We start from the raw sequence: 20120 nt of genomic DNA on the forward strand, positions 1-20120 counted from the left end.
GCCCGGCCGCTGTTCCGATCTGCGAGAGGTCCGTCGTGTCCGAGGTCTCCATCGTCGTCCGTTCCGCCGAGTCCGTAGCTGCATCTGTAGCTGCGTCTGAAGCTGCGTCTGCGGAGGACAAGCGAACGGTGGCGGCCGGTACCACCTGCGCCGAGCTGTTCGAGGACCGCGCCATCGTGGTGGCTCGGGTCAACGGGGTGCTGCGCGACCTGGCGCACGTGGTCGACGAGGGCGACGTGGTCGAGCCCGTGCTGGTGACCAGCGACGAGGGCCTGGCCGTGCTGCGCCACTCCTGTGCGCACGTGCTCGCCCAGGCGGTGCAACAGGCCAATCCGCAGGCGCGCCTGGGCATCGGCCCGCCGGTGCGCGACGGCTTCTACTACGACTTCGACGTCGAGCAGCCCTTCACCCCCGAAGACCTGCGCGCGCTCGAGAAGACCATGGCCCGCATCGTCAAGGAAGGCCAGGGGTTCCGCCGACGGGTGGTCACCGACGACGAGGCTCGCGCCGAGCTCGCCGCCGAGCCGTACAAGCTGGAGCTGATCGGCCTCAAGGGCGGGTCGGCGACCGACGACGACGGGGCCTCGGTCGAGGTCGGGGCCGGCGAGCTGACCATCTACGACAACCTGCGTCGCGACGGCTCGGTGGCCTGGAAGGACCTGTGCCGCGGGCCGCACGTGCCCACCACTCGGTTGCTCGCCAACGGATGGCAGCTCACCCGCAGCGCCGCCGCCTACTGGCGGGGCAGTGAGAAGAACCCTCAGCTGCAACGGATCTACGGCACCGCCTGGGCCACCAAGGACGACCTCAAGGCCCACCTGGACCGGCTCGCCGAGGCCGAACGCCGCGATCACCGCAAACTCGGCGTCGAGCTCGACCTGTTCAGCTTCCCCGACGAGTTGGGCTCGGGCCTGGCGGTGTTCCACCCCAAGGGTGGCGTGCTCAAGCGCGAGATGGAGGACTACGTCCGCAGCCGGCACATCGAGGAGGGCTTCCTCTACGTCGGCACCCCGCACATCTCCAAGGAGGGTCTGTTCCATACCTCCGGGCACCTGCCGTACTACGCCGACACCATGTTCCCGCCGATGAGCATGGAGGGGTCGGACTACTACCTCAAGGCCATGAACTGCCCGATGCACAACCTGATCTTCCGCTCGCGGGGCCGCTCCTACCGCGAGCTTCCGATGCGGTTGTTCGAGTTCGGGTCGGTGTACCGCTTCGAGAAGTCGGGTGTGGTGCACGGCCTGACCCGGGTGCGCGGCATGACCCAGGACGACTCGCACTCGTACTGCACCAAGGAGCAGGCGCCGGCCGAGATCAAGCACCTGCTGAACTTCGTCCTGAGCCTGTTGCGCGACTTCGGCCTGGACGACTTCTACCTGGAACTGTCGACCCGCGACGAGGACGGCGACAAGAAGGACAAGTTCATCGGCTCGGACGAGGACTGGGCCAGCGCCACCGCCGTGCTGGAGCAGGCCTGCCGTGAGACCGGGCTGACCCTTGTGCCGGACCCGGGTGGCGCGGCGTTCTACGGTCCGAAGGTGTCGGTCCAGGCCAAGGACGCGATCGGGCGCACCTGGCAGTTGTCGACCATCCAGTACGACTTCAACCAGCCCGAGGGCTTCGGTCTGGAGTACCAGGCCGCCGACGGCACCCGCCAGCAACCGGTGATGATCCATTCGGCGAAGTTCGGCTCGATCGAGCGGTTCATCGGGGTGCTCACCGAGCACTACGCCGGGGCCTTCCCGCCCTGGCTCGCCCCGGTGCAGGTGGTCGGCATTCCCGTGGCGGCCGACTTCGCGCCCTACCTGCAGGACGTCGCGGCACGTCTGCGCGCCGAGGGGATCCGGGTCGAGGTGGATGAGAGCGACGACCGCTTCCCGAAGAAGATCCGCACCCACACCAAGGCCAAGGTGCCGTTCCAGTTGATCGCCGGCGGGGACGACGTCGCGGCCGGTGCGGTCTCGTTCCGGTTCCGTGACGGTCGGCAGGACAACGGCGTTCCGGTCGACGAGGCGATCACCCGGATCGTCGAGGCGGTGCGCACCCGGGTTCAGGTGTAGCCGGTGTCGGACTCGGTGCTGTTCGACGCCGTGCCCATCCTCGTCGCCGTCATCGGGGCGCTCGTCGTCGGCTTCATCATCGTCGGGATCGTGCACGCGCTGATCCGGTGGTCGCGGAACAACGCGGCCCCGGTCGAGACGCTACGGGCCGTGGTGATCACCAAGCGCACCAACGTGCACGGCGGTTCCGGGGACTCCTCGTCGTCGACCTCGTACTTCGCCACCTTCGAGTTGCCCACCGCCGAACGCCTCGAGCTGGCGATGTCGGGCGAGCACTACGGTCAGCTGGCCGAGGGCGATCACGGCATGCTCACGCGTCAGGGCACCCGGTATCAGGGATTCGCCCGGGACATCACCGGTCGTGCCCTATGAGCGGTGAACTCGGTTCCGGGTTCGTCGTCTTGGTCTTCATCGGCGCGGCCGCCGTCCTGGCGCTGGGGTACACGCTGCTCGGCGGGGCGCTGCGCCGGTGGCGTGGCTCGGCGGCCGATGCGGTGGCCAGCGCACCGGCGACGGTGACCGAGCGTTGGGAGGAGGACCGCCCCGAGGGCGTGGTGTACGGCATCAGCGCACGGCTGGACGACGGCAGTACGGTCGAGTTGTACCTGGCGGGCAGCGATCACGCCCGGATCGCGATCGGCGACCGGGGCGTGCTGCGCTACCTCGGTGACCAGTTCCGGGGATTCACGCCGGGGCTGCGGGAGGAGCCGACGACATGACGCTGGACGCATCGACCCCCGGGTCGCAACCCTGGCAGCTCGCCGGGGCTCAGGACGGTTTCGAGCGACTCTGGACGCCGCACCGCATGGCCTACCTCGGGGGCGAGGACAAGCCCGCCACCGCGGACGCCGGCCCGCAGTGCCCGTTCTGCCGCGCCCCCGGACGCAGCGATGAGGACGGCCTCGTGGTGGCCCGTGGCGAGCTCGCCTACGTCGTGATGAACCTGTACCCGTACAACACCGGGCACGTGATGGTCTGCCCCTACCGGCACGTGTCGATGTACCCCGACCTGACCCCTGCCGAGACGGTCGAGGTCGCCGAGCTGACCCAGACCGCGATGCGGGTGCTCAGCGCGGTCTCGGGGTGTCAGGGCTACAACCTGGGCATGAACCAGGGCGCCGTGGCCGGTGCCGGCATCGCCGCCCACCTGCATCAGCACGTCGTGCCCCGCTGGGGTGGTGACGCGAACTTCCTGCCGATCATCGGGCGCACCAAGGCGCTGCCCGAACTGCTCGCCGACACCCGCAAGCGACTCGCCGAGGCCTGGCCGACAGGGGCCTGACACCTGCGCCGTGGGCACTGGGTGGCGGGGCCGTCGTCCGAGCGGACCCTCGGCGTCGTCCTGAGCAGCAGCGCTGTGCGCTTCGGCCTACGATCTTGCCATGGCCTCGCCGTTCCCCATCACGACGCCGCGGTTGACCGTACGCATCATGCGCGTGTCGGACGCCGAGGTGTTCGCCGCCTATCGCAACGATCCGGCCGTGGCGAGGCACCAACTGTGGGACCTGCCCTACACCCTCGACCGGGCTCGGCAGGATCTGGCCGACCAGGACGAGCGGGACGACGTCGCGCCGGGGGAGTGGACCCAACTCGCCGTCGAGCTCAACGGAACGGTGATCGGTGACGTCTGCTGTCACCTCGACCCCACCGGATCGGTGGCCGAGATCGGGTACACCCTCGCCACCCCCTTCCAGGGCAAGGGGTTTGCGACCGAGGCGGCCCGAGCGATGGCCGACGACCTGGTCGAGCGGGTGGGCGTCGTCCGGCTGTTCGGTGAGCTCGACCCGGCCAACATCGCCTCACAGCGGGTGCTCGAGAACCTCGGTCTGACCTTCGAGTCGCACACCCGGCTCTCGTTCCTCTGGCGCGGTGAGTGGACCGACAACATGACCTACGGGGCGACGGCCCAGGACTACCGCGCCTGGCGCGATCGCCCGCTGACGCCGCCGGACGACGTCCGCTTGATCTCGCTGACCACCCAGAACGTGCAGCAGTATCGGCGGCTCGCCACCCATCATTCGCAGCAGCGGTTCGTTGCGCCGATGCTCGACTCGTTCACCGACGCGCTGTTCCCCGAGGACGTCGACGGTGCCCCGGTGCAGCCGGTGATGTGGGGCATCGAGGCCGATGGTGAGGCGGCCGGGTTCGTGATGATCGCCGACGTGACGCCGGCCCACCCGGTGCCCTACCTGTGGCGGCTGCTGATCGATCGGCGTCACCAGCGGCGGGGCATCGGGTTGCGCGCGCTGGAGGACCTCATCGGTCAAATGCGCGCAGCCGGTCACGCGGAACTGTTGGTCAGCTGGGTAGAGGGGTCGGGCACCCCGGCGCCGTTCTACCGGCGCCGGGGTTTCGAACTCACCGGCCGGATCGTCGACGGTGAGGTCGAGGGTCGCTTACCTCTGACGTCGTGACGCGTGCACGGATTGCATGATCACCAACGGTTTGTGCACGGATTGCATGATCACCGGTTACTTGACCCCTCCGGGTGGCTCAGCTGTTGGCGATGACCTTCTCGGCCTGGTGCTGGGGCATCGGCGCGTGCCGCACATAGCTGCGGGCCATCGTGCCGGTGCCATGGGCCAGACTGCGCAGGTCGGTGGCGTAGCGGGTCAGCTCGATCGCCGGTACCTCGGCCGAGACCTGGGTGCGGCCGTGGCCCATCGACGTCGTCCCGGTCACCCGGCCACGCCGCGACGACAGGTCACCCATGATCGCGCCGACGTACTCGTCGTCCACGATGATCTGAACGTCGTCCACCGGTTCGAGCATCGCCACCCCGGCGGCCGCAGCGGCCTCCTTCAAGGCCAGCGAACCAGCCATCTGGAAGGCGGCGTCGGAGGAGTCGACGCTGTGGGCCTTGCCGCCGACCAGGGTCACCCTCAGGTCGACCATCGGGTACCCGGCGGCGACGCCCCGATCCATCTGGGCCCGCACCCCCTTCTCGACCGAGGGGATGAACTGGCGGGGCACCGATCCGCCGACCACCTTGTCGACGAACTCGAAACCCGACCCCGCCGGCAACGGCTCGACCTCGATGTCGCACACGGCGTACTGACCGTGTCCACCGGACTGCTTCACGTGGCGGCCGTGCCCGGCGCCGGCCTTGGCCAGGGTCTCGCGCAGCGCCACCTTGACCGGTTCGCTGTCCAGCTCCAGCGAGTGGCGTGCGCGCAGCTTGTCCAGCACCACCTCGAGATGCGACTCACCCATGGTCCAGACGACCATTTGGTGGGTGTCGGAGTTGACCTCCACCCGCACCGTCGGATCCTCGGCGACGATCCGCGCCAGGCCCTGCATCAGCTTGTCGTCCTCCGTGCTCGACTTGGCCACCAGGGCGCTCGGCAGCAACGGCTCGGGCATCAGCCACGGCTCCATCAGCGCCGGGGCGGCCGGGTCGGACAGCGTGTCGCCGGTCTCGGCCTTCGACAGCCGCGCGATGGCCAGGACATCGCCCGCGACCCCGGCATCGATCGGGTTGAGCGTCGCCCCGAGCGGCTGCGACAGGGCACCGACCCGCTCGTCGAGGTCGTGGTCCGGGTGACCGGACGCCGCGCGTTCACTACTGAACCGGCCGAAGTGGCCCGAGACGTGCACCGTGGCCTCGGGCACCAGCGTGCCCGAGAACACCCGCACGATGCTCAACCGGCCCACGTACGGGTCGGAGGTCGTCTTGACCACCTCGGCCACCAAGGGGCCGGCCGGGTCGCAGCTGATGGGTTCGCGCGGCTCGCCCGAGGGCAGCGTCACCAAGGGCAGCGGGTGCTCCAGCGGCGAGGGGAATCCCCGCACCAACACCTCGAGCAGCTCGGCGATGCCGATGCCGGAGGGGGAGATGACCGGGATCACCGGGTGGAACGAACCGCGCGCCACGGCCTTCTCGAGGTCGGCGATCAGGGTGTCGAGCGCGACGTCCTCGCCGGACAACCAGCGGTCGAGCAGCGTGTCGTCCTCGGACTCCTGGATGATGCCCTCGATCAGGGTCGACCGGGCCGCCTCGATCGCCGAGCGCTGCTCGTCATCGGCGGGACGCTCGGTGCGCGCGCCACCCGAGTAGTCGTAGACCGCCTGCGACAACAGCCCGATCAGCCCGGCGGGCACCTCACGTCCGGGGGCATCGAGCACCGGCAGGTAGAGCGGCTGGACGCCGTCACCGAAGGTGCGCTGGCAGATCGCCAGGGCGTCGTCGAAGTCGGCGCGCTGGGCGTCGAGGTGAGAGACCACCACGGCCCGCGGCATGCCGACGGCGGCGCACTCCTCCCACAACATCCGGGTGATGCCGTCCACACCGTCCACGGCCGAGACCACGAACAGCGCGGCGTCCGCGGCCCGCAGGCCCGCGCGCACGTCACCCACGAAGTCGGCGTGTCCGGGGGTGTCGATCAGGTTGATCTTGACCCCGGCCGAGGTCGTCGCACACACCGACAGCGAGACCGAGCGTCCCGTGCGGTGTTCGATGTCCTCGTGGTCACTGGCGGTGGTGCCGTCCTCGATGCGCCCGGCCCGGCCGATCGCCCCGGTGCCCAACAAGAGCGCCTCGATCAGCGTTGTCTTACCCGCGGCGGCGTGGCCCACCAGCACCACGTTGCGGATCCGGTCCGGGCTCACATGGGTGACCTCGGCTCCACGGGCCCTGACATTGCTCGCCATGGGTACGACCTCCTCGTCGTCGGCTCCCGCGCGGGTGCTCGGCAAACCTCTACCCCCGCGATCCTGCACCCGTGGAGGACGAAGGTCGAGCCCTGATCGCCACGCTCTGCTCCGCACCGTGTACCCCGCGCGGGAGGGCGTCCGGGCGAGGGGGATGTCCCGCCGCTCGGGCTCGAGACTGGATAGAGTGCCCTGGCCATGCTCAACCGCTTCGCCCGTGCCCTGTTCACCCGGCTGCTGACCCCCGTCGCCCGGGCGCTGGTCTCGCTGGGGATCAGCCCGGACGTCGTGACCCTGGTGGGCACCCTCGGCGTCTGCTTCGGGGCGCTGGGCTTCTACCCCCGCGGTGAGTTCCTGGTGGGCACGCTGGTGATCACCGCGTTCGTCTTCGCCGACACCGTCGACGGCATCATGGCGCGGATGTCGAACCGCTCCAGCCGGTGGGGCGCCTTCCTCGACTCCACCCTGGACCGGGTGGGGGACGCCGCGGTGTTCGGCGGTCTGGTGCTCTACTACGCCGGCGGCACCACGGGCCGGGACCGACTGATGACCGCGTTGGCCCTGCTGTGCCTGGTGCTGGGTAGCGTCGTCTCCTACGCGCGGGCGCGCGCCGAGGGACTGGGTATGACCGCCAGCGTCGGGATCGCCGAACGGGCCGACCGGTTGGTCGCCGTCCTGGTCACCACCGGTTTGGTCGGCCTGGGCTGGGACACCGGCCTGGGACTGCCCGAGCCGGTGCTGGGCGTCGTCCTCGCCGTGCTGGCCGTGGCGAGCGCGATCACCGTCGTGCAGCGGATGGTCGTGGTACGCCGTCAGGCTCTCTCGGTCACGACTCCGGCTGGAAACGATTAACCTGAGCCGATGAGCGACCGGGTGAACGTCTGGGCGTACACCGCCGGGTGGCGGATCGTCCGGCTGCTGCCCGAACGTGTCGCCTATCTGATCTTCTCGGTGATCGCCCAGTTCATCTGGTTGCGGCAGGGGCAGGCCGCCCGGCAGCTCGAGCTGAACCTGTCACGCGTCGTGCCGGATCTGTCGCCGATGCGGCTGAAGATCCTGGCCCGCAAGGGGCTCCACTCCTATCTGCGCTACTACTGCGACACCTTCCGGCTGCCCGACTGGTCGACCGAACGGATCCTGGCGACCTGTCGTGCGGAGGGCGACGCGCCGGTTCGCGAGGCGCTCGCCGAGGGTCGTGGCGTCGTGATGGCCTTGTCGCACAGCGGAAACTGGGACCACGCCGGTGCCTGGTCGACCCTGGCGATGGCCCCGGTCACCACGGTCGCCGAGCGGCTGCGCCCCGACGAGGTCTATCAGCGCTTCCTGACCATCCGGCAACAACTCGGCATGGAGATCCTGCCGATCGGCGGTTCCGGGGGCGGCGTGGACGTCTTCGGGCTGCTGGTCCGCCGGTTGCGCAAGGGCGGCTTCGTCCCGTTGCTCGCCGATCGCGACCTGACCGCCACCGGGGTGCCGATCACGCTGTTCGGCGAGACCGCGCGGATGGCTGCCGGGCCGGCCTCGCTGGCCCTGGTCACCGGCGCCGCGCTGCACCCGGTCTCGATCCGCTACGAGCGGCTCCCGGCGGGTTCGCCGGCCCGCTGGGGGATCGTGGTGCACTTCCACCCCGAGGTGCTGCCGCCGGTCGATGGGGGGCGTGCCGAGCGGGTGGCCTCGATGACGCAGGCGTGCGCCGATGCGCTCGCCGCCGGGATCGCCGCTCACCCCCAGGACTGGCACATGCTGCAGCGGGTGTTCGTCGCCGATCTGGTGCCCGCCGACCCCGCTGCCCCTGCGTGAGGATCGGCCTGGTCTGCCCGTACTCCTTCGACGTTCCCGGTGGAGTGCAGTACCACGTGCGTGACCTGGCGGAGCACCTGATCGCGGCCGGTCACACCGTGAGTGTGCTGGCGCCGGCGGACGACGACACCCCGGTACCGGACTATCTCGAGGCGGCCGGACGCGCCGTCCCGGTGAAGTACAACGGGTCGGTGGCCCGGCTCACGTTCGGCCCGGTGAGTGCGGCGCGGGTGCACCGGTGGCTGGCCGAGGGCGACTTCGACGTGGTGCACATCCACGAGCCGGTGACCCCCTCGCTGTCGTTGCTGGCGCTGTGGCTGGCCACGGGGCCGATCGTGGCGACCTTCCACACCGCCACGGTGCGATCGCGGGCGATGCAGATGGCCCAGCCGATGTTGCGGCCCTCGCTGGAGAAGATCTCGGCCCGGATCGCGGTGTCCGAGGACGCCCGGCGCACCCTGGTCGAACACCTCGGCGGCGACGCGGTGGTGATCCCGAACGGTGTCGAGGTCGCGGCCTTCGCCCGGGCCGAACCCTGCGCGCGGTGGCAGGGGACGTCGTCCGCGCCGACGTTCGCCTTCGTCGGCCGGCTCGACGAGCCCCGCAAGGGGCTCGAGGTGTTGCTGGCTGCGGTTCCGGCGGTGCGGCAACGGCATCCGGCGGCGCGCTTCCTGGTGCTGGGTCGGGGTGAGGCCGAACCCATGCTCGAGGAGTTGGGCGAGCACGCCGCTGCGGTCGAACTGCTCGGGGCGCTGGACGACGAGGCCAAGGCCCGGCTGCTGCGGTCGGTCACCGCCTACGTCGCCCCCCACACCGGGGGCGAGAGCTTCGGCATCGTGCTGGTCGAGGCGATGAGCGCCGGCGCGCCCGTGGTGGCCAGCGACCTGGGCGCGTTTCGCCGGGTGCTCGGTGAGGGTCGGCTCGGGGTGCTGGTGCCCCCGGGCGAGCCCGAGCCGTTGGCGCAGGCCCTGAGCGACCTGGCGGACGACGAACCGCGTCGCCACCTGCTCGCCGAACGGGCCAGGGTCGCGGTGACCCGATACGACTGGTCGCGGGTCACCGGCGAGGTGCTCGAGGTGTACCAGATGGTGGCCGGGACCCCGGTGGTGAGCAGAGCATGATCGAGACCTGGTGGCCGCTGCTCGTCGTCCTGCTGGTGCTCGGCTGGTACCTCAGCTACACCGCCAGCCGGCTCGACCGGTTGCACGCCAAGGTGACCGCGGCCCGCACCGCGCTGGATGTGCAGTTGTTGCGGCGGCGGATGGCCGCCATCGAGGCCGCCCGCTATCTCGACCCGGCCAGCGCCCTGCTGGTCACCGCCGCCGCCTCACAGGCGCTGACCGCGGCGGAGCAGGACGACGAGGGGCGGGCGGGCGAGGCGCGCGACCCGCTCGACGTCCCGCCGTATCTCGAACCGATGGAGAGTGAGGTCTCACGCGCTCTGGTGATGGCCTTCCCGGAGCCGTCGGAGGCTCCGGCGGCCGATCGTGCCTGGCCGCCGCTGGTGGGTGGCCCGGGGCAGACCCCGTTCGCGGACGACGCACGGCGCCAACTGGTGCAGTCGTGTGCCCGGGTGCAACTCGCCCGGCGGCTGCACAACGACGCCGTGGCCCAGGCCCAACGGGTGCGCGACAAACGGGTGGTGCGGTGGGCCCATCTGGCCGGCCGGGCGCCCGTGCCACAGATGATCGATTTCGACGATGCCTTGCCGCCGGGGTTGTCGCAGGTCTGACGCATGCGGGTTTCTCGCCGGTTCTGCTCGACCCAGCCACCCCCATTCGTCGGTGATCATGTAATCCGTGCACATTCTCCGACGAACGTGGTGTCAGACCACGGTGGCGGCGGCGATGATCCGGGCGATCTCGTCCGCACGGTGTTCGGGGACATTGCCGTAGCCCAGCACCAGTCCGGGGGGTGCGGATGCCTGGCCGGGGGAGGGGCCGACGCGGCACGCGGACTCGCCGGCCACCGCGAGCCCGGACGCCGCGCACCGCTCGATCACCGTCGCCTCGCTGCAGGCCGAGGGCAGGCGCCACAGCACGTGCAGGCCCGCGTCCATGCTCGGGGCCGGTTCACCCGGAACCTGGCGGTGCAACGCCTCCAGGAGAGCGCGACGACGGAGCTGGTAGCGGCGGCGCATCCGGCGCAGGTGCCGGTCGTAGGCGCCAGAGGTGATCAAGTCCACCAGGGCGAGCTGTTCGATGGTGGGCGTGAGGGCACCCAATCCCGCTCTGGCCGAGGCGATCCCGGCCAGCAGACGGCTGGGGGCGACCATCCAGCCCAGGTGCAGCGCCGGCGAGAGGGTCTTGCTCACCGAACCCAGGTAGGCGACCTGGTCGGGTGCCAGGGCCGCGACGGCGCCGACCGGACGACGGTCGTAGCGGAACTCGGCGTCATAGTCGTCCTCGATGATCCACCGGCCACCGGTGGCGGCCCATCGCACCAGGGCCACGCGGCGTCCGGCCGACAGCGGTACCCCGGTGGGGAACTGGTGGGTGGGCATGGCGAACACCGCATCGATCCGCTGCTCGGCATCGGCTCGCAGCAGCTCCTCGACGCGCAGGCCCTCACCGTCCACCCCGATCGGGACGGCGTGCAGCCCGTTGCCGGCCACGATCTGACGCAGGCGGGGCCAGCTGGGGTTCTCGATCGCCACCCGGCGGGCGCCGGCGGCCGCCAGTTGCCGGCAGATCAGGTCGACCGCGTTGCCCACGCCCTGGGTGATCAGGACCGCGCTGCCGTCGGCGGGCAGGTCCAGCGCACGGACCCGGCGCAGGTAGTCGGCCAGGGTGCGGCGCAACTGGGGCGTGCCGGCCGGGTCGGGGTGGCCGAGTTGGTCGTCGCTGACCCGGTCGAGCGCGCGAGCGGTCGCTGCCCGCCAGGCCGCCCGGGGGAACGAGGACAGCTCCGGCAACGCGGGGGACAGGTCCAGCGTGATGGGCCGTGCGGGCGTGGCGTCCGGTCGGGACGGCGCCGCGGGTGAGGTGACCGCCGGTGTGATCGAACCCCGGGTGGACGGCGGGGGCGCCGCGGCGTCCGGGCCGGTGGCACTGCCGGCCACGCGGGTACCGGACCCGACCAACCCGGTCAGGTAGCCCTCGGCCTTGAGCTGGTCGTAGGCCTCGGTGACCACCCAGCGCGAGAGTCCGAGTTGCTCGGCCAGCGCGCGCGAGGGCGGCAGCCGCTCGCCGGGTCGTAGCCGGCCGGTGTTGATCTCGGTGCGCAACAGGGCCGCCAGGCGTTGGTGCGCCGGACCGGCGTGCTGCACGTCGTCCTGCCACGGGACGGCCAGGCCGGTGGCTCGAATGGTGGTATTGGCCTGGTCTACGTGCATGCAAGTGGACTGTACTACCAGGCCGATCGGCGTCTACCGTGTCTGCATGACCTCCAGCTCCAGTTCCAGCGCGCCCGTCGTCGGCACCGCCCGGGTCAAGCGCGGCATGGCCGAGATGCTCAAGGGCGGTGTGATCATGGATGTGGTCACCGCCGAGCAGGCGAAGATCGCCGAGGACGCCGGCGCCGTGGCCGTCATGGCCCTCGAACGCGTCCCGGCCGACATTCGCGCCCAGGGTGGCGTCTCGCGCATGAGCGACCCCGACATGATCGACGGCATCATCGCCGCCGTCTCGATCCCGGTGATGGCCAAGGCTCGCATCGGCCACTTCGTCGAGGCCCGGGTGCTGCAGTCGCTCGGGGTGGACTACATCGACGAGTCCGAGGTGCTCACGCCCGCCGACTACGCCAACCACATCGACAAGTGGGCCTTCACCGTCCCCTTCGTGTGCGGCGCGACCAACCTGGGCGAGGCCCTGCGCCGGATCAACGAGGGCGCCGCCATGATCCGCTCCAAGGGTGAGGCCGGCACCGGCGACGTCTCCAACGCCACCACCCACATGCGCTCGATCACCGGTGAGATCCGCCGGCTCACCTCGATGAGCAAGGACGAGCTGTACGTCGCCGCCAAGGAGTTGCAGGCGCCCTACGACCTGGTCGCCGAGGTGGCCGAGCGGGGCAGCCTGCCGGTCGTGCTGTTCACGGCCGGTGGCATCGCCACCCCGGCCGATGCCGCGATGATGATGCAGCTGGGTGCCGATGGCGTGTTCGTCGGGTCCGGCATCTTCAAGTCCGGCGACCCGGCGGCCCGGGCGGCCGCGATCGTCAAGGCCACCACCTTCCACGACGACCCCGACGTGATCGCCAAGGTCTCGCGCGGTCTCGGCGAGGCCATGGTCGGCATCAACGTCGAGGAGCTCCCGGAGCCGCACCGGCTGGCCGAGCGCGGCTGGTGAGGCCCACGATCGGCGTCCTGGCGGTTCAGGGCGACGTCCGCGAGCACGTCCGGGCGCTGGAGTCGGCGGGTGCCCGGGCGGTGCGGGTGCGCCGTCCGACCGAGGTGGCCGAGATCGATGCCCTGGTCATCCCCGGCGGCGAGTCGACCACGATCGACAAGCTCACCCGGATCTTCGAGCTGCGTGAGCCGATCCTGGACCGGCTCAAGGGCGGCATGCCGGCCTACGGCTCGTGTGCCGGCATGATCCTGCTCGCCGATCGGGTCGAGGACGCGATCGAGGGGCAGCTCAGCTTCGGCGGCATCGACATGACCGTGCGGCGCAACGCCTTCGGTCGCCAGGTCGACAGCTTCGAGGAGGACCTGACCGTCGAGGGCATCGACGGCGACCCGGTGCGCGCGGTCTTCATCCGGGCGCCCTGGGTCGAGCAGGTCGGCGACGGCGTCAAGGTGCTGGCGCGCCACGAGGGTAGGATCGTCGCAGTCCAGCAGGGTGCCCTGCTCGCGACCGCGTTCCATCCGGAGATCACGGGGGACACGCGCGTCCATCGACTCTTCGTCGACCTGGTCGGCAGGTGTTTGCGCACGGAAGGAAACTGAATGTCCGGCCACTCCAAATGGGCCACCACGAAGCACAAGAAGGCGGTTGTCGACGCCAAGCGCAGCAAGATGTTCGCCAAGATGATCAAGAACATCGAGGTGGCGGCGCGCACCGGCGGTGGTGACCCCAACGGCAACCCGACGCTGTGGGATGCCATCTACAAGGCCAAGAAGGCCTCGGTGCCCAACGACAACATCGACCGAGCCGTCAAGCGCGGCTCGGGGGCCGAGGCCGGTGGCGCCGACTATCACACGATCATGTACGAGGGGTACGGCCCCAACGGCGTCGCCGTCCTGATCGAGTGCCTCACCGACAACCGCAACCGCGCGGCGGCCGAGGTGCGCACCGCCCTGACCCGCAACGGCGGCAACCTGGCCGACCCGGGCAGCGTGTCGTACCTGTTCACCCGCAAGGGCATCATCGTGGTGCCCAAGGCCGCGGGGGTCAGTGAGGACGCCGTGCTGGATGCAGTGCTCGAGGCCGGCGCGCAGGAGGTCAACGACCTGGGCGAGGCGTTCGAGGTGGTCACCGAGGCGACCGACCTGGTCGCGGTGCGTTCGGCGCTGCAGCAGGCCGGGATCGACTTCGACTCCGCTGACGCCGAGTTCGTGCCCAGCATGGAGGTGCCCCTGGACGAGGAGGGCGCCCGCAAGATCTTCCGGCTGATCGACGCCCTGGAGGACAGCGACGACGTGCAGAACGTCTACGCCAACTTCGACGTGTCGGACGAGATCATGGAGGCGGTGGGCTGAGACTCGCAGCATGCGAGTTCTCGGCGTCGACCCCGGCCTGACCCGATGTGGTCTGGGCGTGGTCGACGGCCGTCCCGGCCGCAAGGTCGAGCTGGTCGCCGTCGACGTGGTGTGCACCCCGCCGGAGGCCGAGCTGTCGGCTCGACTGCTGGGCATCAGCGAGGCGATCGAGGGCTGGCTCGACCAGCTGCGCCCCGACGTCCTGGCCGTGGAGCGGGTGTTCAGCCAGCACAACGTCCGCACTGCGATGGGGACGGCGCAGGCCGCCGGCGTGGCGATCACCGCGGCGGCCCGGGTCGGCATCCCGGTGGCCCTGCACACCCCCAGCGAGGTCAAGGCGGCCGTGACCGGGTCCGGCCGGGCCGACAAGGCCCAGGTGGCGACCATGGTCACCAAGATCCTCTCGCTGCCCGCCCGCCCCACCCCGGCGGACGCCGCCGACGCCCTGGCGCTGGCGATCTGTCACCTGTGGCGCGACGGAACCACCTCCGCCGGCCGGTTGGCCCCGGCAACCGCTGCGCAGCGCCGCTGGGTCGAGGCGGCGCGAGCGGCCGACCGCACCCGCCGCCGCGCCTGACCCACCCCGCGCTCTACCCACCCCCCGTGATCATGCAATCCGTGCACAATTCCCCCGTGATCATGCAATCCGCGCACGCTCGTGAAACCGTTCACGAGCGTGCGCGGATTACATGATCACCGCGGGGTGGTGCGCGGGCACGTTGCGGTCGCCAATCCACGCCCGTGTCTGCGCGTCGTCCAGCGGTTGTCGTCGCATCGGGCGCTACGGTGACCTTCGTACACCTGTTCGGCGGTGGGTCGGCGCGGGTGAGGCGCTGGTGAGGAGGTCGTGGTGATCGCATCGGTGCGTGGTCGGGTGCTCGCCGTCCGGTTGGACGCCGCGGTGGTCGAGGTGGGTGGGGTCGGGCTGCTGGTGCAGGCCACGCCGGCCACTCTCGCGACATTGCGGGTCGGGGCCGAGGCCGAGCTGGCCACCAGCCTGGTCGTCCGCGAGGACGCGCTGACCCTGTTCGCCTTCACCGACGCTGATGAGCGCGACACCTTCGAGGTGGTGCAGACCGTGTCGGGTATCGGGCCACGACTGGCGCTGGCGATGCTCGCGGTGCACACCCCGGACGGGCTGCGGACGGCGGTCGCGGCGCAGGATCTGACCTCGCTCATGAAGGTGCCCGGCATCGGGCGCAAGGGCGCCCAACGGATCGTGCTCGAGCTGACCGATCGGCTGGGCGCGCCGTCCGGGGCTGCGGTGTCGGTGCTGCCGGCAGCCGGCGTCGGCGCAGCCTGGCACGACCAGGTGGTCGAGGCCCTGGTGGGGTTGGGGTGGTCGGCCAAGCAGGCTGCGGACGCCGTCGACGTGGTCGGGGCCGAGGTCGGCGTGGGCGGCGCAGCCTCGAACGCCACCCCGGACGTCGCGCGTGTGCTGCGTGCGGCGCTGCGCCACCTCGGGCGGACGGCGTGAGCACCCCGCGCGCGGGGGAGGCGCTGTCGGACGAGCTGTCGGTCGAGGCGCTGCGAACCCGCGAACTGGTCGAGGCCGGCGCGGACGCCGAGGAACGCGCGGCCGAGAGCGCCCTGCGTCCCAAGATGCTGGACGAATTCGTGGGCCAACGTGTGGTGCGCGACCAGCTCTCCCTGGTGCTCGAGGCGGCCCGGGGCCGTGGCCACACCCCCGATCACATCCTGCTCTCCGGGCCACCCGGGCTCGGCAAGACCACCCTCGCCATGATCGTGGCCCACGAACTGGGTGCGCCGCTGCGGGTGACCAGCGGTCCGGCGATCCAACATGCCGGTGACCTGGCGGCAGTCCTGTCCTCCCTGGAGGAGGGCGAGGTGCTCTTCCTGGACGAGATCCACCGCATGGCGCGTCCGGCCGAGGAGATGCTCTACGTCGCCATGGAGGACTACCGGGTCGACATCGTGGTGGGGAAGGGGCCGGGGGCCACCGCGATCCCGCTCGACCTGCCGCCGTTCACCATCGTCGGGGCGACCACGCGGGCCGGCATGCTGCCCGGGCCGCTGCGCGACCGGTTCGGCTTCACCGGCCACCTCGACTTCTACTCCCCGGACGAGCTCGAACAGGTGCTGACCCGTTCGGCCCGCCTGCTCGGCGTCCGGTTGACCGCCGAGGGCGGGCGCGAGATCGCCCGCCGATCCCGCGGGACGCCGCGCATCTCCAACCGGTTGTTGCGTCGGGTGCGCGACTGGGCACAGGTCCGTGGCGACGGGGTACTCGACGAGGCGGCCGCGCGGGCCGCGCTGGCGGTGTACGCGGTCGACGAACTCGGCCTCGACCGCCTCGACCGGTCGGTGCTCGAGGCGCTGTGTCATCGCTTCGGCGGCGGTCCGGTGGGGTTGTCGACCCTCGCCGTCGCGGTGGGGGAGGAGGCCGAGACCGTCGAGACGGTGGCCGAGCCGTTCCTGGTGCGTGAGGGCCTGATCGGCCGGACGCCGCGTGGCCGAGTGGCCACCGCGGCCACCTGGCGGCATCTGGGCTCGAGTCCACCGCGACACGCCACCTCACCGGCGACCATCGAGCAGCAGGCGCTGTTCGACGAAGCACCCGACCCGGCGGGCTAGACTCGCCGCGTGCCTGCCTTCGACCCCAGTGTGCTCTTTCTCGCAATCGTGCTGGTCATGGCCTTCTTCGTCATCCGAAGGGGCAACCGCCAGCGCCGCGAGCTCGCCACGATTCAGACCGAGTTGGCTCCCGGCGCCGAGGTCATGATGGCCTCCGGCCTCTACGCGACCGTGGTGGCGCTGGACGACGAGAAGGTCACCGTCGAAACCGCCCCCGGGCAGACCTCTCGGTGGGACCGGCGTGCCGTGGCCCGGATCGTGAGCGCGGCCGCCGGCACGGTGTCAGCCGAGCACGAGACCGGGTCCGAGCAGGGCACCGAGACCAAGGACGAGCCCGCCTGAGGGCAGGCTCGTAACGAGAGAAGAGACGCGTGGCTCGTACGTACTCCCGGCCGGGGCGTTCCCTCGGCGTGCTCCTCGGCATCGTGGCCGTCCTGTACGGCCTGATCGCCGGCGGCGCCCTCTGGAGCAATGGTCAGTGGACACCCAAGCTGGCCCTCGACCTCGACGGTGGCGTCGAGATGGTGCTCAAGGCCGTGCCTCAGGCAGGCCAGTCGGGCCAGATCACGGCGACGACCATCGAGGAAGCGGTCAAGATCATCCGGCAGCGGGTGAACGGGTCGGGTGTGACCGAGGCCGAGATCACCACGCAGGGCACCGACAGCATCGTGGTCACCCTGCCCGGCAAGAACATCGACGAGGCCACGCGGCAGTCGATCCGCAAGTCGGCCGCCCTCGAGTTCCGGCCGGTGCTCGTGGCACAGCAACCGACAGTGCCCACCCCGACCCCGACGGGTACACCCTCCGGCTCGGCGAGCCCGAGCCCGGCAGCGTCGAGCAAGGCCTCGGCAGCAGCGTCCGGCAACCCCTCGGTGACCTCATCGGCCAACGGTGGCGGGCTGCTGGCGGCCGGCACCCCCACGCCGACCGGTGCGGCGAGCGCCGCAGCCAGCCCCGCGACGTCCCCGAACCCCAAACCGACCGATGCCAGCGACGAGGCATGGCTCACCGCTGACGTGGCCACGGTGTGGGACGCCACCGACTGCAGCACGGCCGCCGGGCGGTTGAAGTCCCAGAACCAGGTCAACGACCCGGCCAAGCCGTTCGTGGCCTGCGAGGACGACGGCAGCAAGTACGCGCTCGGCCCGGTCGAGGTGCGCGGCAAGAACGTCACCGGGGCCACCGCCGGGCTGGAGGTGACCCAGCAGGGTCAGACCACCAACAACTGGCAGGTCAACCTCGAGTTCGACAGCACCGGCGCCGACCAGTTCGGCAAAGTGACCACCCGATTGGTCGCACTCCAGGACCCGCGCAACCGATTCGCCATCGTGCTCGACAACGGCGTGATCTCGGCGCCCGTGACGCAGTCGGCGATCGTGGACGGCCGGGCGCAGATCACCGGAAACTTCACGCAGGTCACGGCTCAGACCTTGGCCAACCAGCTCAAGTTCGGTGCGCTGCCGATCTCGTTCCAGGTGGCGACCGAGAACCAGATCTCGGCCACGTTGGGCGCCGAACAGTTGCGCAACGGGCTGCTGGCCGGGCTGATCGGCCTGGTGCTGGTGGTCGTGTACTCGTTGCTGCAGTACCGCGCCCTGGGCATGGTGACGGTCTTCAGCCTGATCGTCGCCGGGGTGATCACCTACGGCATCGTCGTCATGTTGGGCTGGCGGGCGGGGCTCCGGCTCAGCCTGTCCGGTATCGCCGGTCTGATCGTGGCCATCGGCATCACCGCGGACTCGTTCATCGTGTACTTCGAACGCATCCGTGACGAGGTCCGCGAGGGCCGAGCCTTGGCCACCGCGGTCGAGTTGGCCTGGCAACGCGCCCGGCGCACCATCTTGATCTCGGACGCCGTGAGCCTGCTGGCCGCTGTGGTGCTGTTCGTCCTGGCCGTGGGCAGTGTGCGCGGATTCGCGTTCACCCTCGGGTTGACCACGGTGATCGACGTCCTCGTGGTGTTCCTCTTCACCAAGCCCATGGTCACCTTCCTGTCGCGCACCCACTTCTTCGGCAGCGGCCACAGGCTGTCCGGTTTCGACGCCGAGCACCTGGGCCGTGCGGTGCAGTACACCGGTCGGGGCACCACCCGGCCGCCGGTGAAGAAGGCGGGTGTGGCACCAGCCACGCCCGGTTCGACCATCGCCGAACGTCGTGCCGCGGCCGAACGTGCCGCCGCCGAACGATCGGGGGGCGCGACGTCCACCAAGGTTCTCGACGGACCACCCGCCTCGACGCCGGACGGCGACGCCGGGGAAGGGAACGCCTGATGCCGAGTTTCGCCGCCTTCGGCAACGACCTCTACACCGGACGCCGCTCGATCGACTTCGTCGGTCGGCGCCGGCTCTGGTACCTGATCGCCGCCGTCTTGATGATCATCAGTATCGCTGCGGTCGGCATCAACAAGCTGAACCCCGGCATCGAGTTCCGGGGCGGCACCGAGTTCCGGATCTCCGGCACGGCCATCACGAGTGACACGGTCGGCGCGGAGGCCGTCACCTCCGTCGTGCCCGGCGCCCGGCCCCTGGTGACGAAGCTGGGTTCGGACAGCATCCGGGTGCAGTCCGACAAGATCACCGATGCTGAGCTGACATCGGTGCAGAACGCCCTGGCCAAGGCCTACCAGGTTCCGCCGGAGAGCGTCTCGCGCAGCTTCGTCGGCCCCACCTGGGGATCCGACGTCACCCGCCAGGCGCTGATCGGCCTGTTCGTCTTCCTGGCGCTGGTCGCGCTGGTGATCGCGGTGTACTTCCGCACCTGGACCATGGCCGTCTCGGGTCTGGTGGCGCTGATCCACGACCTGATCCTCACCGTCGGGGTGTACGCCCTGGTGGGCTTCGAGGTCACCCCGGCCTCGGTGATCGGCTTCCTGACCATCCTGGGCTACTCGCTGTACGACACCGTCGTGGTGTTCGACAAGGTGCGCGAGAACACCGAGTTCATCGCGACGTCCAGCAAGCGCACCTTCGGTGAGGCGGCCAACCTCGCGGTGAACCAGACCCTGGTGCGTTCGATCAACACCTCGGTGGTGGCGCTGCTGCCGGTGGCCTCGATCCTGTTCATCGGCGCCTACCTGTTGGGTGCCGGCACGCTGAAGGACATCGCCCTGTCGCTGTTCGTCGGGATTGCGGCCGGTACCTACTCCTCGATCTTCATCGCCACCCCGTTGTTGGTGCAGTTGCGTGAGCGTGAGCCCGAGCTGAAGGCACAGGCCGAGCGGGTGCGCCGGCGTCGCGCCGAGGGGCCGCGGGGCGAGGTGGCCGAGCCGGTGGCCGCCGGGGTGGTGGCCTCGGGTGATCCGTTGACGAGCGAACCCTCGGGCGAGGTCGCCCGCGGTCAGCGACAGCAGCCGCGCCGCAAGGGCCGGTGAG

General features: G+C 70.5%; 20 protein-coding genes. 18 read left to right on the top strand and 2 right to left on the bottom strand.

What is annotated here, in order from left to right:
* The first annotated feature begins 50 nt into the window (after positions 1-50).
* From IPK24_13430 to IPK24_13450, 5 genes are all read left to right on the top strand, one after another.
* Positions 51-2063, top strand: coding sequence for a threonine--tRNA ligase (locus tag IPK24_13430; GenBank protein MBK8076530.1), 2013 nt, complete (start codon positions 51-53; stop codon positions 2061-2063).
* Positions 2064-2078: 15 nt separating this feature from the next.
* On the top strand, positions 2079-2435 hold the full coding sequence (locus tag IPK24_13435) for a DUF2500 domain-containing protein (GenBank protein ID MBK8076531.1): 357 nt from the start codon (positions 2079-2081) through the stop codon (positions 2433-2435).
* Positions 2432-2782: a hypothetical protein gene (locus IPK24_13440; GenBank protein ID MBK8076532.1), complete on the top strand. Its 351-nt coding sequence runs from the start codon at positions 2432-2434 to the stop codon at positions 2780-2782. Before IPK24_13435 ends, IPK24_13440 begins: the two co-directional genes overlap by 4 nt.
* Positions 2779-3345 (top strand): HIT domain-containing protein, encoded by a 567-nt coding sequence (locus IPK24_13445; protein MBK8076533.1) that lies wholly within the window; start codon positions 2779-2781, stop codon positions 3343-3345. The genes IPK24_13440 and IPK24_13445 overlap by 4 nt, the downstream gene beginning before the upstream one ends.
* Before the next feature lie 100 nt (positions 3346-3445).
* The gene (locus IPK24_13450; protein MBK8076534.1) at positions 3446-4477 is read left to right on the top strand and encodes a GNAT family N-acetyltransferase; all 1032 of its coding nucleotides are present in this window, start codon (positions 3446-3448) and stop codon (positions 4475-4477) included.
* Between the two features lie 79 nt (positions 4478-4556).
* On the opposite strand, the gene IPK24_13455 is transcribed toward IPK24_13450, so the two are convergent.
* Positions 4557-6713 carry an elongation factor G-like protein EF-G2 gene (locus IPK24_13455; GenBank protein ID MBK8076535.1) on the bottom strand — a complete coding sequence of 719 codons (2157 nt, stop codon included), beginning with the start codon at positions 6711-6713 and terminating at the stop codon, positions 4557-4559.
* A 198-nt stretch (positions 6714-6911) separates the two neighbouring features.
* Here IPK24_13455 and IPK24_13460 point away from each other — a divergent pair, with 198 nt between their 5' ends.
* From IPK24_13460 to IPK24_13475, 4 genes are read left to right on the top strand one after another with little or no spacing between them, the layout of a single operon-like run.
* The gene (locus tag IPK24_13460; protein MBK8076536.1) at positions 6912-7565 is read left to right on the top strand and encodes a CDP-alcohol phosphatidyltransferase family protein; all 654 of its coding nucleotides are present in this window, start codon (positions 6912-6914) and stop codon (positions 7563-7565) included.
* A 9-nt stretch (positions 7566-7574) separates the two neighbouring features.
* A complete protein-coding gene (locus IPK24_13465) occupies positions 7575-8513 on the top strand; it encodes a phosphatidylinositol mannoside acyltransferase (protein ID MBK8076537.1) in 939 nt (312 codons plus the stop codon).
* On the top strand, positions 8510-9634 hold the full coding sequence (locus IPK24_13470) for a glycosyltransferase family 4 protein (protein ID MBK8076538.1): 1125 nt from the start codon (positions 8510-8512) through the stop codon (positions 9632-9634). Before IPK24_13465 ends, IPK24_13470 begins: the two co-directional genes overlap by 4 nt.
* Entirely contained in the window at positions 9631-10245 is a 615-nt protein-coding gene (locus IPK24_13475) for a hypothetical protein (GenBank protein ID MBK8076539.1), read from the top strand. The genes IPK24_13470 and IPK24_13475 overlap by 4 nt, the downstream gene beginning before the upstream one ends.
* Before the next feature lie 93 nt (positions 10246-10338).
* On the opposite strand, the gene IPK24_13480 is transcribed toward IPK24_13475, so the two are convergent.
* Positions 10339-11847 carry a PLP-dependent aminotransferase family protein gene (locus tag IPK24_13480; GenBank protein ID MBK8076540.1) on the bottom strand — a complete coding sequence of 503 codons (1509 nt, stop codon included), beginning with the start codon at positions 11845-11847 and terminating at the stop codon, positions 10339-10341.
* A gap of 46 nt (positions 11848-11893) precedes the next feature.
* Between IPK24_13480 and pdxS the strand changes: the two genes are divergently transcribed.
* The 9 genes from pdxS to secF all read left to right on the top strand — a co-directional run bounded on the left by pdxS (position 11894) and on the right by secF (position 20119).
* On the top strand, positions 11894-12802 hold the full coding sequence (gene pdxS, locus IPK24_13485) for a pyridoxal 5'-phosphate synthase lyase subunit PdxS (GenBank protein MBK8076541.1): 909 nt from the start codon (positions 11894-11896) through the stop codon (positions 12800-12802).
* Positions 12799-13401, top strand: a complete 603-nt coding sequence (gene pdxT, locus IPK24_13490) for a pyridoxal 5'-phosphate synthase glutaminase subunit PdxT (protein ID MBK8076542.1) — start codon at positions 12799-12801, stop codon at positions 13399-13401. Before pdxS ends, pdxT begins: the two co-directional genes overlap by 4 nt.
* A complete protein-coding gene (locus IPK24_13495) occupies positions 13402-14154 on the top strand; it encodes a YebC/PmpR family DNA-binding transcriptional regulator (protein ID MBK8076543.1) in 753 nt (250 codons plus the stop codon). It abuts the gene before it with no gap.
* Between the two features lie 10 nt (positions 14155-14164).
* Positions 14165-14731 carry a crossover junction endodeoxyribonuclease RuvC gene (ruvC, locus tag IPK24_13500; GenBank protein ID MBK8076544.1) on the top strand — a complete coding sequence of 189 codons (567 nt, stop codon included), beginning with the start codon at positions 14165-14167 and terminating at the stop codon, positions 14729-14731.
* 273 nt (positions 14732-15004) lie between these two features.
* Complete coding sequence (gene ruvA, locus IPK24_13505) at positions 15005-15631, top strand: Holliday junction branch migration protein RuvA (GenBank protein MBK8076545.1); 627 nt, start codon at positions 15005-15007, stop codon at positions 15629-15631.
* Positions 15632-15654: 23 nt separating this feature from the next.
* The gene (gene ruvB, locus IPK24_13510) at positions 15655-16749 is read left to right on the top strand and encodes a Holliday junction branch migration DNA helicase RuvB (GenBank protein ID MBK8076546.1); all 1095 of its coding nucleotides are present in this window, start codon (positions 15655-15657) and stop codon (positions 16747-16749) included.
* A gap of 9 nt (positions 16750-16758) precedes the next feature.
* Positions 16759-17091, top strand: a complete 333-nt coding sequence (yajC, locus tag IPK24_13515; GenBank protein MBK8076547.1) for a preprotein translocase subunit YajC — start codon at positions 16759-16761, stop codon at positions 17089-17091.
* A gap of 68 nt (positions 17092-17159) precedes the next feature.
* Positions 17160-19019 carry a protein translocase subunit SecD gene (gene secD / locus IPK24_13520; GenBank protein ID MBK8076548.1) on the top strand — a complete coding sequence of 620 codons (1860 nt, stop codon included), beginning with the start codon at positions 17160-17162 and terminating at the stop codon, positions 19017-19019.
* Positions 19019-20119 (top strand): protein translocase subunit SecF, encoded by a 1101-nt coding sequence (gene secF, locus IPK24_13525; GenBank protein MBK8076549.1) that lies wholly within the window; start codon positions 19019-19021, stop codon positions 20117-20119. Before secD ends, secF begins: the two co-directional genes overlap by 1 nt.
* The last annotated feature ends 1 nt before the right edge of the window (position 20120 follow it).

The sequence above is a fragment of the Kineosporiaceae bacterium genome, assembly GCA_016713225.1.
In the GTDB taxonomy this organism is placed as follows: Bacteria; Actinomycetota; Actinomycetes; order Actinomycetales; family Kineosporiaceae; genus JADJPO01.